Source organism: Flavobacteriales bacterium (assembly GCA_013214975.1).
Taxonomy (GTDB): domain Bacteria; phylum Bacteroidota; class Bacteroidia; order DT-38; family DT-38; genus DT-38.
Map to the genome: position 1 here is coordinate 1 of JABSPR010000195.1, position 14,135 is coordinate 14,135.

The 14,135-nt window shown below is 36.3% G+C and carries 14 protein-coding genes; 8 read left to right on the top strand and 6 right to left on the bottom strand.

Annotated features, from left to right (window positions below; genetic code table 11):
* Nucleotides 1-1,238 (top strand): cyclic nucleotide-binding domain-containing protein (locus tag HRT72_06580; protein NQY67373.1); only part of this gene is annotated, 1,238 nt, incomplete at its 5' end.
* 3 nt (nucleotides 1,239-1,241) lie between these two features.
* Here the strand turns inward: HRT72_06580 and HRT72_06585 are convergent.
* A complete protein-coding gene (locus tag HRT72_06585; protein ID NQY67374.1) occupies nucleotides 1,242-1,457 on the bottom strand; it encodes a hypothetical protein in 216 nt (71 codons plus the stop codon).
* 238 nt (nucleotides 1,458-1,695) lie between these two features.
* Here HRT72_06585 and HRT72_06590 point away from each other — a divergent pair, with 238 nt between their 5' ends.
* The 4 genes from HRT72_06590 to HRT72_06605 are packed head-to-tail and all read left to right on the top strand — an operon-like array spanning nucleotide 1,696 to nucleotide 6,287.
* Complete coding sequence (locus HRT72_06590) at nucleotides 1,696-3,513, top strand: 2-oxoacid:acceptor oxidoreductase subunit alpha (GenBank protein NQY67375.1); 1,818 nt, start codon at nucleotides 1,696-1,698, stop codon at nucleotides 3,511-3,513.
* A gap of 2 nt (nucleotides 3,514-3,515) precedes the next feature.
* On the top strand, nucleotides 3,516-4,556 hold the full coding sequence (locus tag HRT72_06595; GenBank protein NQY67376.1) for a 2-oxoacid:ferredoxin oxidoreductase subunit beta: 1,041 nt from the start codon (nucleotides 3,516-3,518) through the stop codon (nucleotides 4,554-4,556).
* Nucleotides 4,557-4,590: 34 nt separating this feature from the next.
* A complete protein-coding gene (locus tag HRT72_06600; protein ID NQY67377.1) occupies nucleotides 4,591-5,307 on the top strand; it encodes a CPBP family intramembrane metalloprotease in 717 nt (238 codons plus the stop codon).
* The gene (locus tag HRT72_06605; GenBank protein NQY67378.1) at nucleotides 5,304-6,287 is read left to right on the top strand and encodes an SDR family oxidoreductase; all 984 of its coding nucleotides are present in this window, start codon (nucleotides 5,304-5,306) and stop codon (nucleotides 6,285-6,287) included. The genes HRT72_06600 and HRT72_06605 overlap by 4 nt, the downstream gene beginning before the upstream one ends.
* 2 nt (nucleotides 6,288-6,289) lie before the next feature.
* On the opposite strand, the gene HRT72_06610 is transcribed toward HRT72_06605, so the two are convergent.
* Together HRT72_06610 and HRT72_06615 are read right to left on the bottom strand one after the other, a co-directional pair.
* Nucleotides 6,290-6,793, bottom strand: coding sequence for a GNAT family N-acetyltransferase (locus HRT72_06610; protein ID NQY67379.1), 504 nt, complete (start codon nucleotides 6,791-6,793; stop codon nucleotides 6,290-6,292).
* Between the two features lie 12 nt (nucleotides 6,794-6,805).
* Nucleotides 6,806-7,207 carry a hypothetical protein gene (locus tag HRT72_06615; GenBank protein ID NQY67380.1) on the bottom strand — a complete coding sequence of 134 codons (402 nt, stop codon included), beginning with the start codon at nucleotides 7,205-7,207 and terminating at the stop codon, nucleotides 6,806-6,808.
* A 164-nt stretch (nucleotides 7,208-7,371) separates the two neighbouring features.
* Between HRT72_06615 and HRT72_06620 the strand changes: the two genes are divergently transcribed.
* Nucleotides 7,372-8,547, top strand: coding sequence for a GNAT family N-acetyltransferase (locus HRT72_06620; protein ID NQY67381.1), 1,176 nt, complete (start codon nucleotides 7,372-7,374; stop codon nucleotides 8,545-8,547).
* A gap of 3 nt (nucleotides 8,548-8,550) precedes the next feature.
* Here HRT72_06620 and HRT72_06625 read toward each other — a convergent pair whose 3' ends face one another.
* From HRT72_06625 to HRT72_06635, 3 genes are all read right to left on the bottom strand, one after another.
* The gene (locus HRT72_06625) at nucleotides 8,551-9,855 is read right to left on the bottom strand and encodes a cation:proton antiporter (GenBank protein ID NQY67382.1); all 1,305 of its coding nucleotides are present in this window, start codon (nucleotides 9,853-9,855) and stop codon (nucleotides 8,551-8,553) included.
* Between the two features lie 33 nt (nucleotides 9,856-9,888).
* Nucleotides 9,889-11,001 carry an acyl-CoA desaturase gene (locus tag HRT72_06630; GenBank protein NQY67383.1) on the bottom strand — a complete coding sequence of 371 codons (1,113 nt, stop codon included), beginning with the start codon at nucleotides 10,999-11,001 and terminating at the stop codon, nucleotides 9,889-9,891.
* A gap of 211 nt (nucleotides 11,002-11,212) precedes the next feature.
* Nucleotides 11,213-11,758 carry a hypothetical protein gene (locus HRT72_06635; protein NQY67384.1) on the bottom strand — a complete coding sequence of 182 codons (546 nt, stop codon included), beginning with the start codon at nucleotides 11,756-11,758 and terminating at the stop codon, nucleotides 11,213-11,215.
* Nucleotides 11,759-12,040: 282 nt separating this feature from the next.
* On the opposite strand from HRT72_06635, the gene typA reads away from it, so the two are divergent.
* Nucleotides 12,041-13,801: a translational GTPase TypA gene (gene typA / locus HRT72_06640; protein ID NQY67385.1), complete on the top strand. Its 1,761-nt coding sequence runs from the start codon at nucleotides 12,041-12,043 to the stop codon at nucleotides 13,799-13,801.
* Nucleotides 13,802-13,810: 9 nt separating this feature from the next.
* The coding region (locus HRT72_06645; GenBank protein ID NQY67386.1) for a 3-oxoacyl-ACP synthase at nucleotides 13,811-14,135 on the top strand (325 nt) is incomplete at its 3' end.

Genomic DNA, 14,135 nt, shown 5'->3' on the forward strand with positions numbered 1-14,135 from the left:
GAAGGATTTTGGAAAAAGAGAAGAGCAGCTATTGGCATCAATTTAAGGACGGGATGTTAGGACCAGTTGCTGTGAGAAGATTATCAGATGGTATTAATGAAGTTTTGGATGAGGGAGGTGCTATGCCCTTGGATGAAAGAGGATATCTACAAGGATTGCTAGAAGCTTCTAAATGGGCAGAGAAATTAGAAAATGTTCCATTGGTTGGAAAATTAGCTCAACGCACATTATCGAATGATATCGAGTTGAGTTATGATGTGTCGAGAGGTTTTATTGTGGCTCAAGAAGAAGTGATAAAAATAGTTGACAGTATGGCTGGAAGCGGTACTAGCGATAAGATGATCTTGCAAATAAAAGATGAGATTACCGCTAATAGACTTAGGGGACTTAATTATTTGAAATCTATTCGAGAGGATCATCCTGAAATGGCCGTTGCAGTTGAAACTAAACAAGCTATTCGAAGTGTTTTAAATGATGAAAGGAGTATCGTTAAAAAGCTATTGAGTGAAGGGAGAATAGAATCTGACGAATGTGAAAAGATGTTAAATAGTGTTGAGGAAAGAATGAAAAATCTGTTTGATAGTCCACCCACAATAGAATTGCCAAAGCCAACAGATGTACTTCATGAAGTTTCTTGGTTAAATCATCTAAGTTCTTCTGATTTTCAAAAGGTTCAAAAATTGGCTGAGGAGAAGACATATAAGGCTGGAGAAAAATTGATGGTAAAAGGAGAAGATGGGGATGGTTTGTTTGTAGTGGCCAGAGGGACTGTTAAAGTAGCTGTTGGAGACTTTATTGTAGATATTTTAGGTCCAGGCAGTATAATTGGAGAAATGGCAGTTCTTACAGGAGGTATTAGAACAGCAGATATTGTTGCTGAATCATCTGTGGTGGCTTTATTTCTTAATTCAAACGATATGCAAGCTGAGATGAAGAGTTCGCCTAATTTAGAGAATAATCTTTGGGAAATGGCTGGAAAAAGATTTGCAGAAAATTTACTTGGGAGGGAAGAGCCTTACGTTCAATGGAGGCAAATTCAATTGAAAAGATGGCTTTCTGAAGGAGAAGTATGTAAAGGTACTATCAATTCTGAATTAAGTCTTGAAGGAAAAACAGGAGTATTACTTTTAGGGAGCGCCAAAAACAAAGATGGTAAGGAATTTAATGCGCCTTGTGTAATTTCAGAAAACACACTCGAATTCATAAGTGATTCAAGAGTGTTTATACATTTGAACTAAAAGTTACCTCTCAGTACTAACAATAGGTTGATTATTATTATCTGTAATTACCATGGCATTTGTAATGTAACTGGCACTAAATAGAGCTGCAAAAGTCATAAGAACCAAAAGAGTAATAAATACATTCTTTTTCTTGTTGCTAATGGTGAATTCATTAGAACTGTTGTTATCTAATTGGTCTTCTGCAAGTTGGTTTATAATGTCTTTTTGAAAATTCATATCATCGAAATTTTTGTAATAGCTCGCTTCTTATAAAACCTTTATTTATAGTCACAATTTACGATGCTTGAAGGAGCATGGATGCCTGTTTTCGACAAAGCGTATGATTTACTCTACAAACGACATAAAAAGCTCATATGTGTGATTCCTAGAGTAAAAGATGTACTTATTATCCGTTTTCAATGATTATCTTTGAGAACCTCAAGGTAATATCCGAAAGGCATTTATAATTTAAGCATTGGAAAGAAAAGATAAAATTACCATTCTGTTTGCCGGTGATTCTGGTGATGGTATTCAACTTACAGGAAGTCAGTTTACTAACACTGCTGCGATTTTCGGAAATGATATAGGTACACTTCCTAACTTCCCTGCAGAAATCCGCGCACCACAAGGCACGGTTGGAGGAGTATCGGGGTTTCAGCTAAATTTTGGAAGTATAGAAATATTTACGCCTGGAGACGATTGTGATGTTCTTGTTGCAATGAATGCGGCAGCTTTAAAAGCCAATATTGCGCAATTAAAGGATGGAGGTGTTCTAATTGCCAATACCAATGGTTTTGATAGTAAAAATCTAAGACTTGCTAATTATGAAGAAAATCCATTAGAAGATTCTTCTTTAAACAGTTTTCAGGTGAGTAAAATAGATGTTACTAAAATGACTAAACTTTGCTTAGAAGAGAGCGGCTTGGGTAATAAGGTAATTGAGCGTTGCAAGAATATGTTTGTTCTTGGATTCGTCTATTGGATTTTTAATCGCTCAATGAATGATACGATATCGTTTTTGCAGCAAAAGTTTAGTGCGAAGGAGGATATAGCTAATGCGAATATCAAAGTTCTAAAGGCAGGTTATCACTTCGGAGAGACAAGCGAAACATTTACTACTCAGTATGAAGTTGCCCCTTCTAAAATGGAGCCAGGTGAATATCGTAGTATAATGGGTAATCAGGCAACAGCATTGGGATTAATAGCAGCCTCGAAAAAGACTGGACTAAATTTGTTCTACGGATCCTATCCAATTACTCCAGCATCGGATATACTCCATGAGCTCGCAAAGCATAAAAACTTTGGTGTTAAGACATTCCAAGCGGAGGATGAAATTGCGGCTGTTTGCGCTGCAGTGGGAGCATCTTTTGGAGGTTCTCTGGGTGTAACGGCTTCTTCTGGACCGGGTATCTCTTTAAAGAGTGAAGGATTGGGATTGGCGGTAATGTTAGAAATACCATTGGTTGTAATTAATGTGCAACGTGGTGGACCATCCACAGGTTTGCCTACAAAAACCGAGCAGTCGGATTTAATGCAAGCAATGTATGGACGGAATGGTGAGTCTCCATTACCAATTGTTTCTGCAAGCACCCCATCGGATAGCTTTTATGCTATTATGGAAGCGTGTAGGATTGCTATTGAGCATATGACACCAGTTATATTTTTATCCGATGGGTATATCGGAAATGGTTCTAAACCATGGAAGTTTCCACAAGAGGATGAACTCCCAAGTATAACTCCACCTTTCGCCAAAGAGGGGAAGGGTGCAGATTATATGCCTTATAAACGAGATGAGAAGCTTGTTAGAGAGTGGGCGATACCTGGTATGAAAGGTTTTGAACATAGAGTAGGTGGTTTGGAAAAGGAACATATTACGGGTAATATTTCCTATGATTCAGAGAATCATCAATTGATGACAGATCTACGAAAAGGCAAGGTGGAGAGAATTGCACAATCGTTGCCGGAATTAAAATTAGAAAGTGGACCAGAAAGTGGAGACCTATTGGTTATAGGATGGGGGTCAACACATGGAGTTATCCAAAATGCCCTACGCGATTACAACCACAAAGTGGCTCATGTACACCTACGACATATAAATCCTTTACCTAAAGAATTAGGGATTATAATAAGTAAGTACAAGAGAGTGTTAATCCCAGAGATGAATACTGGTCAGCTTATTAAATTAATTCGAGGTAAATATTTTATCCCTTCTTTTGGATTAAATAAAGTACAGGGCTCGCCTTTTACATCTTTGGAGATTACGAATAAAATGGACGAACTTTTAGTATTGTAATTATGAATAACGAGAAAAACATACCTGAAACACTACTAACGATTAAGGATTTTACTGTTGAAAGTGACATCAGATGGTGTCCTGGGTGTGGGGATTACTCAATCTTAAGACAAGTTCAAACGATTATGCCAGAACTTGGAGTTCCGAGAGAAGACATCGTTTTTATATCTGGAATCGGATGTTCTTCTCGATTCCCTTATTACATAAATACATTTGGTATGCACAGTATCCACGGACGTGCCCCCGCAATAGCAAGTGGATTAAAAGCTACCAGAAAGGAGTTGAGCGTTTGGATAATCACTGGTGATGGAGATAGTATGTCGATAGGAGGAAATCATTTGATTCACGCATTAAGAAGAAACTTTGATGTGAATATTCTTCTATTTAATAATGAGATCTATGGGTTAACAAAAGGTCAATATTCACCACTTTCACCCGAAGGAAGAAAAACCAAATCGAGCCCGATGGGTTCAATCGACCATCCTTTTAATCCGTTGGCTTTAGCCCAAGGAGCAGATGCAAGTTTTATTGCTAGATCCATTGATATGTCACCGAAACACATGCGAGACATATTATTGCAAAGTCATCAACATAAAGGCACTTCTCTGCTAGAGATTTATCAAAACTGCAACATTTTTAATGATGGCGCCTTTAGTCAGTATACCGAAAACAAACTTGTTAATGATTCTGTAATCTTTGTTGAAGATGGCAAACCCATGGTGTTTGGGGAGGGAGATAAAAAGGGAATTAGGCTAGATGGATTAAACCCAGTTGTAGTGGATTTGGAGGCGGATAATTATTCTATTGATGATCTTTGGGTACATGACAAGAGTAACCGAATCATGTCGACTATGCTTACCCGGATTTTTAATAATGCCGAGAATAAAGGAAATCTACCTTTACCTTTCGGGGTTTTATATGCGGAAAGTAGACCAACATATGAGGTGAGCATGTCCGAGCAAATAGAACAAGCAATTAGGGAAAAAGGGAAAGGTGATTTGAACGATCTTCTTCGAGGTGAAAATACTTGGGTAGTAGACTAAGTAATTTGAATGTTAATTAGTAAATAAAGATTTCATGCTCCAGGATTTTAATATTGAAGTTGGTACAACAGGAGCACACATTGCCATTTTTGTATCGATAATTATCATTGTAGCCAATTATCTATTCAATAGGTTCAAAGGGATATTGATAGGGAATACAGACGGAATTAAGTCATTTCTTGTGCAAAAATTCTCCGGTGTTTTACTTCTAGGGGTTATTCCTTTCTACTATTTGTATGATAGAGACGATAGCTTGCCATTTTATATGTTCGTGGCTCCCGATAATTTGCAATCGGTTTTCAACTACTGTTTATTGGTTGGGATTGTTTTTATAGGAATTTCCTCGGTAGTCTCAGTGAAGGAAGAGAACTGTATAGTATATCCTCAAATTAGGGATAAGGAATGGACTCTAGCTACTGCAGCTGCTAGTTTCGTTGGCTGGGTCTCTTATCTATTCGCCTATGAATTTCTCTTTCGAGGTTATTTATTAATGTCGTGTGTCAAGGAATTAGATCTAATGGGATCAATCTTTATTAATGCAGGACTATATGCGCTCGCTCACTTTGATAAAGGCCGTAAAGAAATAGTAGGTTCATTTGTGGTAGGTATCGTGTTATGTATTATTACTATAAAAACAGGCTCTATATGGGTCTCAATATTTTCCCATATTACTATTGCTTTATCAAACGAGTATTTCTCATTCAAAGCAAATCCCGAAACAAGTTTCTCCTTCTTTAAATCAAAAGGTTGAAAATATTTGTAACTGGTTCAACCGGCTATGTGGGTAATAAACTCGTTCATCGGTTGGCGCAAGAAGGCGAAATAGTTCATGCTCTGTGTCGCTCCAAATCAAAGCACCATCTGTTACAACATCAGAATATCGTAATTATAGAAGGAGACATCTTTGATGAGGAGGCTGTTTTAAAGGGAATGGCTGGCTGTTATCAAGTCTATCATCTTGCTGCATATGTAGGCGTTTGGAATAAAAACAGGAATGAGTTTTACCGGGTTAACGTTGAAGGGACAAAAAATATTTTAGATAAAGCAATTCACTCAGGAGTAAAAAGGTCTGTAGTCACGTCTACAGCTGGTGTATTTGGTCCGGCGATTACTGCAACAGTTACGGAGGAAACAACAATAACCATAGAGCCATTTACAGACTATGAGAAAAGTAAAAGGGAAGTAGAAAAAATTGCACTTAGCTATTGCGATAAAGGGATTGAAGTGGTTATTGTAAATCCTTCTCGGATTTACGGTCCGGGAATTAGAGGAGAAAGCAATTCGGTTACCAAAATGATCGATTTATACATTAATGGGAAATGGAGATTAATACCTGAAAATGGGGAAGGAGTTGGGAATTATGTTTTTATCGATGATGTGGTTAACGGACACCTTTTGGCTATGGAAAAAGGAAGAGATGGCGAAAAGTACATTTTGGGAGGTGACAATATAAATTATAATGAGCTGTTTAGAAAAATCCGAGAAGTTGCTAGAGTCGATTATATGTTAATTAAACTTCCACTATGGTTGATGATGGTAGTAGCTGGTCAGCAAAAGCTGTTTGCGGAATTGTTTGGAATCAAACCATTTATCACCCCACCTTGGGTAAGAAGATATGTACATAAATGGACTCTGTCTTGTGAAAAGGCAGAAGTTGAATTGGGATATAAAAGTGTATCTATTAAAGAAGGAGTTATTAAAACAGTAGACTGGCTCAGAGAAACAAGTTAACTCTAGTTGGTTTTAGAGGATACCGCTGAATTTGCTTTCCACTGTATTTTAGAAATACAAAAGCACACTTCATTTAAGCATTTAAAGCTATCATCTTCGATAAACCCCATCTCCTTTGATGCTCGGATTACATCAACGCTAGATTTGCTCATCTTTAGCTCGATAAGATTTTTAGGAGATTGAGAAAATCCCTTTTCAAGTAAAGTGTCAAGTACTTTTTTTTCGAGTCCCATACCTTCAAAGGATGTATCTCCAATAAGTACATGCTTGATTACAGGGAAATTGTTTTCGTAGTCTATTTCGCAATGACCTATTATTTCTTTCGTAGAATCGAAAACTACGTTATACGCCTTTCCCTTGCTTTCTTTTAAGTATGTGGCTAATTGATTTTTTGAGATAGGATGTTCAAAACAAGATTCGGAGAACTCTTCTAGTTCTGCTTTTTTAATGATCCAAACCATTAATCGGTCAAAATCACTTTCTGTAAATGGTATTAATGAAATCAATTAGGGAAACTATTATTTGCGAACTAGTTTGTAAGAAGCTCGTTCGTTTGTGATTGTTAGTATCCCATCCTTGATAATGAATTTTCCAGAATAATCTATTTCCGCATTCACTTGCAAAATGTTCTCAGGAAGATTTTCTTCTACCTTTTTTTCACATCCTTTTTCTCCTTCAATTACAATCGTATTTCCATCTATATGATATGCCTGGTAGCATTGATTCGGAATCACAGTAAATTGAATTGTTTCCTTCTGGAAATCTAAAAAATAATCTTTGTTTCCAGTGGGCAGATCAATTCCATATTTGTCTATGCTAACAAGTTTCCATTTGCCCATTAGGGCGCTACTGGTTTGTCCAAATGAAAGAATAGGACAAGCTGCTAATAGGATAAGTAAGAATGTATAAAGTGATTTCATTTTATGTCTGATATATGTTTAGTAGTAAAATTATATAAATAATGGGCTGTAAAAATTCGCTGAGTTGATGAATTAGTAACATACAATTGTTGGGCCAACTTTAAGGCTATCTATTTTGTCAATTATAAAGAAACTCAGATCTTAGTTGTCGATGAAAGTTGTCGATGAAAGTTGTTGAAGTAAAGAGTTCTACAGAGAAAACCATTTTTTTAAATCTGGTTCACAAAATATATGAGAATGATCCTAATTGGGTTTGTCCATTAGATAAGGATATTACTATAGTCTTTAATCTGGAGGGAAACACCTATTTCAAGCATGGCAAGGCAATACGGTGGATATTATTGGATGACTCAAATAATCCAATAGGGAGAATAGCTGCTTTCATAGATTTTAATACATCGTTAGAGAATGACCAGCCAACAGGAGGGATTGGCTTCTTTGAATGTGTGGATAATCAAGAGGCAGCAAAATTACTTTTTGATGAGGCTAAGAATTGGCTTGTTTCGCAAGATATTGAGGCAATGGATGGTCCGATAAACTTTGGCGAGTCGGATAAATATTGGGGGCTTCTTGTAGACGGGTTTACACAGCCGGCATATAAGATAGCCTATAATCCACCTTATTATCGGGAATTATTTGAAGAATATGGGTTTCAAGTTTATTATAAGCAAGAAGGGTTTCATTTGGATTTGAGCAACCCAATTCCCGAACGGTTTTATAAAATAGCAGAGCGAGTGGTAAGTAATCCGGAGTATTCTTTCGAGCATTTTGATTATAATCAAATTAATAAATATGTATCTGATTTTACTCATGTTTATAATTTAACCTGGAAAGATTTTAGAAAGGATTTCGAACCAGTGCAAGAGGCATATATTCTTAAATTCATGAAGGATGCCAAGATAATTATTGAAGAGAAATTTATTTGGTTTGCGTATAAAAACGGTGTTCCTATCGCTATCTATTTTATGTACCCCGATGCAAATCAGATCCTTAAAGAGTTTGATGGTAAGTTGGGTTTTTGGAATAAGTTGAAGCTGTTATACCATGTGAATATGAAGAAGATTACCCGTGCTAGAGGTATGGTGATGGGAGTGGTTCCTGAGTTTCATGGAAAGGGAATTGAAAGTGCTTTTTATATACATGTGAACAATGTGTTCAAGGAAATGCCTCATTACAATCAAGTGGAGTTTTCTTGGGTAGGAGACTTCAATCCTCTTATGCGAAAGTTATGGAAGGCGATGGGAGCAGATCCGGCGAAAAGCTACATCACTTATCGTTATTTATTTGATCGGGATAAAGATTTTGTACGATATCCCATTCCTAGTGATAAGAAAGAATAGGAATTATTCTTCTTCCGTAGTTTTCGAATCCAAGTTCATAGGCTTAACTAGATCGCTTGTAGATTCACTATCCTCGTTTTCAGACTCTTTCTGTCCGAGAATATTTTTCAGATAACCAATTGCTAAAGGGTCGTTACTCAAAATTATTACTAAGATTCCGCAAATAAGGATACTAAGAAGTACCACCGCATACGCTAACGATTGGATCTCTTCTCCACCAGTTATTCCCATTTGAATTGGGATAGAAGCAAGGATAGCAGGCACCAATCCTTTCGGAGACATAATCGACATTATACTTAAGTCTTTAAAAGACATTTTAGATCGCACTAATAATTTGATCGAAATCGGACGAATTAAAATAATACCGACTACAATGGAAAACGCGAGAACGTAGATAATTACACTTTCGAATTTCATTAGAATACCTACATAGACAAAAAAGAAAGTAGATAGGAGAAAAACTAACTCTCCGAAGAAATCTTTTTCGCTTTGCTGTAATTCTTTTGATGGGATAATTTTTTTCAGAAAAGTATTTTGGAGTAAGTGTGCATTACCTAAGGTGATACCAAATATCAATGTTGCAATTCCTCCATTTAATTCTAAATATTCGGTAAGTCCATATACTATGAAGACAAACGCAACATTCATGATAATTGAATTCTCAATAATTCTTGTTTTGTGAATTACAAGAGACCACAACAGGCCACTTATTAATCCTACAAGCATGGCGAGTAAAAAGGATTTCCAGACGTTGTTGGCGATTGCAGACAGTTCGAAAACTCCTTGCTCCATGCTTTGAAGTAATGCTAAGCCAATTACCAAGCAGAGTACATCGCTAAGAGCAGACTCCAATAGAAGCGTAGTCCCAGCTTTCTTATCCATATTGAGTTGTTTAATCATTGGTATCACAACAGCGGAAGAAGTGCCAGCGATGATTACTCCAAAGAATGTAGCACTCATTAGTTCAAGGGGTAATAGGTAGTATGCGGCGCCGGTGCCAATAATGGCACTTGCAATAAAATTAAAAAGAGTAATTAAAAAGGCTGAACCAATTGAGGCTCTAAGTTCATTGATCTTTAGATTCGTTCCGCTTTCGAATAGGAGAAGAATAAGAGTGACAGTTGTAAATATTGTACCTACTGAACCAAAATGATTTTCATTAACTAGGTTTAAAACTGGACCTATAATAATTCCGATTATTAAGAGAAGAAGAACGTTTGGGATTTTAGTAAACTTGAAAATACCATTGAAAAAGTGAGCGCAAAAAATAAGAAGGCCGATGAAAACAATTACGATAGAAGTTTCCATATCTAACGTTAAATTGACTTTACTAAATAGAGGCTATAGCTCGCTGATTTCAGCTTTGATTTCTTTAAATCCAAGTTTCTTTAGTAGAATGAAGTGGCTTTTAATTGCCGCTAAAAAAGTTTTGTGTTCAATGTAGGGAACCGCATATTCTTTACAAGTAGATTGTACAATCTCCGAAATTTTAGTGTAATGGATGTGGCAAATATCTGGAAATAAATGATGTTCTACTTGATGGTTAAGTCCACCTAGCAGCCAAGTAAGTGTACCGCTTTTTGTTCCAAAATTTGCTGTGGTAAGCAATTGGTGAATGGCCCAGTTGTTTTCTACGCTACCTCCGTCTTCCGACTCGAAGTAACTAGTTTCTTCAATTACGTGTGCAGATTGAAAAACAAGTGCTAAAATAATCCCGCAAATAAAATGCATAAGAAAAAACCCAATTAAGGTTTGCCACACTGGAAGATCGATAATGTATAGTGGAAGGAGTAAAGTGACTATTATATAGGACACCTTATAAAAAACAACTTCTCTAATTGCCTTGCTATATGATACCCCTTGGCTCGCAAGAAGATTCTTTTTAGCATAGTCTCTAACTTGTGTGAAATCTTTAACAAACAGTCTGTTTATCGTCATGAGACCATAAAAGAACAAAGCATATATAGCTTGGAATCTGTACACTTTTTTGTGGTCAGCATAAGGAGAGAATCGCATAACTTCATTTTCAATGTCTTCATCAAACCCTTCGATATTAGTGTAGGTATGGTGAAGTACATTGTGTTGTATTTTCCAGGTAACATGATAAGATCCTATCAGATTCATTACGAAACCAAAGATTCTATTCACTTTTACGCTTTTTGAATAAGCGCTATGATTTGCATCGTGCATTACGGATAAGCCTATACCATACATTCCAAGGCCCATTAAGATCCACAAAGAAGTTACAGGCCAGAAACCAGTTGCAAAGCCAGATAGTAATATTGCTAATGGAACGAAGTAGCAGCTAAGAACTACGGCAGACTTAACTTTCATTTCAAGATTGCCGTATTTGCTGATATTGTTTTCCTTAAAATGGTTATCCACCCGTTTTCTTAATTCTTTGGAGAACTCAGGTTTGTCTTTGAAGTTGAACTTAACTGATGGTGCTTTCATACAGCGTCGGGGGTAATATGCAGATTTAAGGGCGCAAGTTACTCAATTAATTTTTCCTAAATAACCTGTTTAGAACATATTTAGAATCAACTTATACACCATTATGATATTATATATGGAAAAACATATGAGGTAAGAGAAGAGCGGATTGTATAAAAGTATCGTAATCTGCTATTTACGGGAAAACATAAGATGATTAAAGGGAGGGTGTCTATTTTTTCTTTGTAAAATTTTCCATTTTATTATCGTAGCATAGGTAGTATAAGCCATGCTTAAGTTCTTTGATGTCGATATTAGAACCGTTTCCTTGAGAAACAATAGTTCCTAATTCGTTAAATATTTCGTAATCCGTTTTCTCGGTAAACGTAATTTCGTTAATGGGTTTTTTAGGTGCAAATTCAACATCACGAGACGGTTCTGATAATGTAATTTGTACAACACCTTTAGATTTACAGTCTTTATTGTCTCTGTCATAAATCCGGAAAAGATTCATTCCTGTATGTTTGGGAAGTAAATAATTGAGCTTTACATCTTCTGCATCCTTTGTTTTTAATGTATCCCAGGTAATCCATTTATTCCATCGAAATTGCTGGACAAGTAAATCGTTGCTTTTGTAGTCGATAGTGCCGCTCAGGTTTCCTTTTGCATCACATTCAATTTCTATTGCATCGCTGTGGCCAGTACAAATAGTTGTTTCTCCCTGTGCGTAACCAATAATTACTGACATTGTAAATGCTATTGTAAGTAATAATTTCATATCTGTATTTTAGTCTGGTTTTACTTCTCCTACGTATCGAAACGCAAGATGTTTTGTTAATTTATTACGAATCATATTATTGCTGATAAGCAAGTTTTATTCCCAAAACTATTGGCCTTCTATTATATAAATTTAATAAAACGTATCGATCTTCTATCGAGGGTGTTATGGTGTATGGTTTGTAGGTAGATATGCTGGGTTTTTAATGTAATGATCAAACAATTCAATAATAGGTAGCTATGTCCTTTTTGTTACCTATCTTTGCCGGCTTAAATTTAGGATATGGAAGCGATTAGAAATATAGCTATTATAGCACACGTTGACCACGGTAAAACAACTTTGGTAGATAGAATTATTGAGTCATGTAACGTATTATCGGACCGAGAGGAAAGCGATGATCTAATTTTGGATAACAATGACTTGGAACGTGAGCGTGGTATTACAATCGTTTCTAAGAACGTATCTGTTGATTATAAAGGAACTAAAATTAATATTATTGATACTCCTGGTCACGCCGATTTTGGTGGGGAAGTTGAGCGTGTATTGAAAATGGCGGATGGTGTTTTGCTATTAGTTGATGCTTTTGAAGGACCAATGCCACAAACAAGATTTGTTTTAGGTAAGGCACTTTCTTTGGGTATTAAGCCAATTCTAGTAATAAATAAAGTAGATAAGGAAAACTGTAAGCCAGATGAAGTACAAGAGAAAGTATTTGATTTGATGTTTAACTTAGACGCTACTGAGGATCAATTGGAATTTGAGACAATTTATGGTTCATCTAAACAAGGATGGATGGCAAAAGATTGGTTGAAACCAACAGAAGATATTTTTACGTTACTGGATACTATTTTAGAAGTAATACCAGAAACTCCAATGGTTGAAGGTACACCGCAAATGCAAATAACCTCTTTAGATTTCTCAAGCTTCGTAGGACGTATCGCAATTGGGCGACTTTTTAGAGGATCTCTTAAGATTGGACAGGATTACATGCTTTGTAAAAAGGATGGTATTAAGAAAAAGGTTAGGATAAAAGAATTGCATGTATTCATTGGTTTGGGTAGAGAGTCTGTAAATGAAGTGCAATGTGGAGATATTTGTGCCATTGTTGGTGTAGATGATTTCGAAATTGGCGATACTATTGCAGATTTAGAAAATCCTGAGGAACTTGTAAGAATTGCAGTGGATGAGCCTACTATGAGTATGTTATTTACAATTAACAACTCACCATTTTTTGGTAAGGAAGGTAAGTTCGTTACCTCTCGACACTTAAGAGATAGATTGTACAAAGAGATAGAGAAAAACTTAGCATTAAGAGTTGAGAAAACAGATACTGAAGATAAATTCAACGTGTTTGGACGTGGGATCCTTCATTTATCTGTGCTTATTGAAACAATGCGAAGAGAAGGGTACGAGCTTCAAGTAGGTAAGCCTAAAGTAATCATTAAAGATATTGATGGTAAAAGATGCGAGCCTTACGAGACATTGGTAATCGATGTACCAGAACAACACAGTGGTAAAGCTGTTGAGTTGGTTTCTGCAAGAAAAGGAGATATGCTTATCATGGAGCCTAAAGGTGATTTACAGCATTTAGAGTTCAATATTCCTTCAAGAGGATTAATTGGTTTAAGAAACAAAATGTTAACAGCTACTTCTGGTGAAGCAGTAATGACACACCGTTTTGCTAGCTACGAGCCACATAAAGGGGAGATTAATGATAACAATAAAGGATCATTAGTTTCTATGGAAGCGGGTTCCGTTACCGCATTTGCGTTGAATAAATTACAAGATAGAGGTAAGTTCTTTGTAGCTCCTGGAGACGTAATTTATAAAGGACAAGTTATTGGAGAGCACTCTAGAGATAATGATCTTGAGCTAAACTTGGTGAAAGGAAAGCAATTAACAAACATGCGTAAGTCTGGTACAGATGCTGGTTTGAATATTGCTCCAGCAATCAGGCATTCTTTAGAGGAAGCTATGGAGTATATCCGAGATGATGAGTACTTGGAAGTTACTCCTCAAAGTTTAAGAATGCGTAAGATATAACTAACCTGAGTGAACAAAATTGATGTTCATAAACAGTGTTTACTTGTTCTAGAAGAACGTATTTCTTTTTTTCAAAAAGTAATAGACGAGGCAAGGAAGTCGGCAGCGAGCGATACAAAAAGCTCAGCCGGCGATAAGCATGAAACAGGGAGAGCCATGGCTCAACTTGAACAGGAGAAGAATGCTGTTCAGCTAGCCGAAGTCAATAAGTTATTTGTTTTTGTTGGAAATATTAACCCTACTTACGAGCATACTAAAATTGCAGTTGGGTCATTGATTTCTACTTCAATAGGAGATTTTTATCTTTCAGTTGGCCTTGGGAAGATGATTGTTA